Raw genomic sequence first — 965 nt, 5'->3', positions numbered from 1 at the left:
AAGATTTTAGCTACAACACCAGCACCAACTGTACGGCCACCTTCGCGGATTGCGAAACGTAGACCTTCGTCCATTGCGATTGGAGCGATTAGCTCAACAGTCATTTGAACGTTGTCACCTGGCATTACCATTTCTACGCCTTCTGGTAGAGTGATGTCGCCTGTTACGTCAGTTGTACGGAAGTAGAACTGTGGACGGTAACCTTTGAAGAAAGGAGTGTGACGGCCGCCTTCGTCTTTAGAAAGTACGTATACTTCAGACTCAAACTTAGTGTGTGGGTTGATAGAACCTTTCGCAGAAAGTACTTGACCACGTTCAACGTCATCACGCTTAGTACCACGTAGAAGTGCACCAACGTTCTCACCTGCACGACCTTCGTCAAGCAGTTTACGGAACATTTCAACACCAGTACAAGTAGTAAGAGTAGTCTCTTTGATACCAACGATTTCTACTTCGTCACCTACACGTAGGATACCGCGCTCGATACGACCAGTTACAACAGTACCACGACCTTGAATTGAGAATACATCTTCAATTGGTAGTAGGAACGGTTGGTCAACTGCACGCTCTGGCTCAGGAATGTAAGAATCTAGTGCTTCTGCAAGCTCAACGATCTTGTCTTCCCACTGCTTCTCGCCGTTTAGTGCGCCAAGTGCAGAACCTTGGATAACTGGTAGGTCATCACCTGGGAAGTCGTATTCAGAAAGAAGTTCACGAACTTCCATCTCAACTAGCTCAAGTAGCTCTTCGTCATCTACCATGTCACATTTGTTCATGAATACGATGATGTAAGGGATACCAACTTGACGACCAAGTAGGATGTGCTCACGAGTTTGAGGCATAGGGCCGTCAGTCGCAGCAACAACTAGGATACCGCCGTCCATTTGTGCAGCACCAGTGATCATGTTTTTAACATAATCCGCGTGTCCTGGACAGTCTACGTGTGCGTAGTGACGTGCTGGAGT

At 47.2% G+C, this 965-nt stretch carries 1 protein-coding gene; it reads right to left on the bottom strand.

The features are described 5' to 3' along the window. Positions 1–965, bottom strand: a 965-nt coding sequence (gene tuf / locus AB4558_RS21565) for an elongation factor Tu (RefSeq protein WP_055320245.1), incomplete at both ends; no start/stop codon positions are given.

This window comes from Vibrio sp. 10N.222.51.C5 (genome assembly GCF_041474575.1).
Lineage (GTDB): Bacteria > Pseudomonadota > Gammaproteobacteria > Enterobacterales > Vibrionaceae > Vibrio > Vibrio crassostreae_C.
The sequence above is the reverse complement of the archived record's forward strand: the minus strand, read 5'-3'. Positions and strand labels throughout refer to the sequence as shown.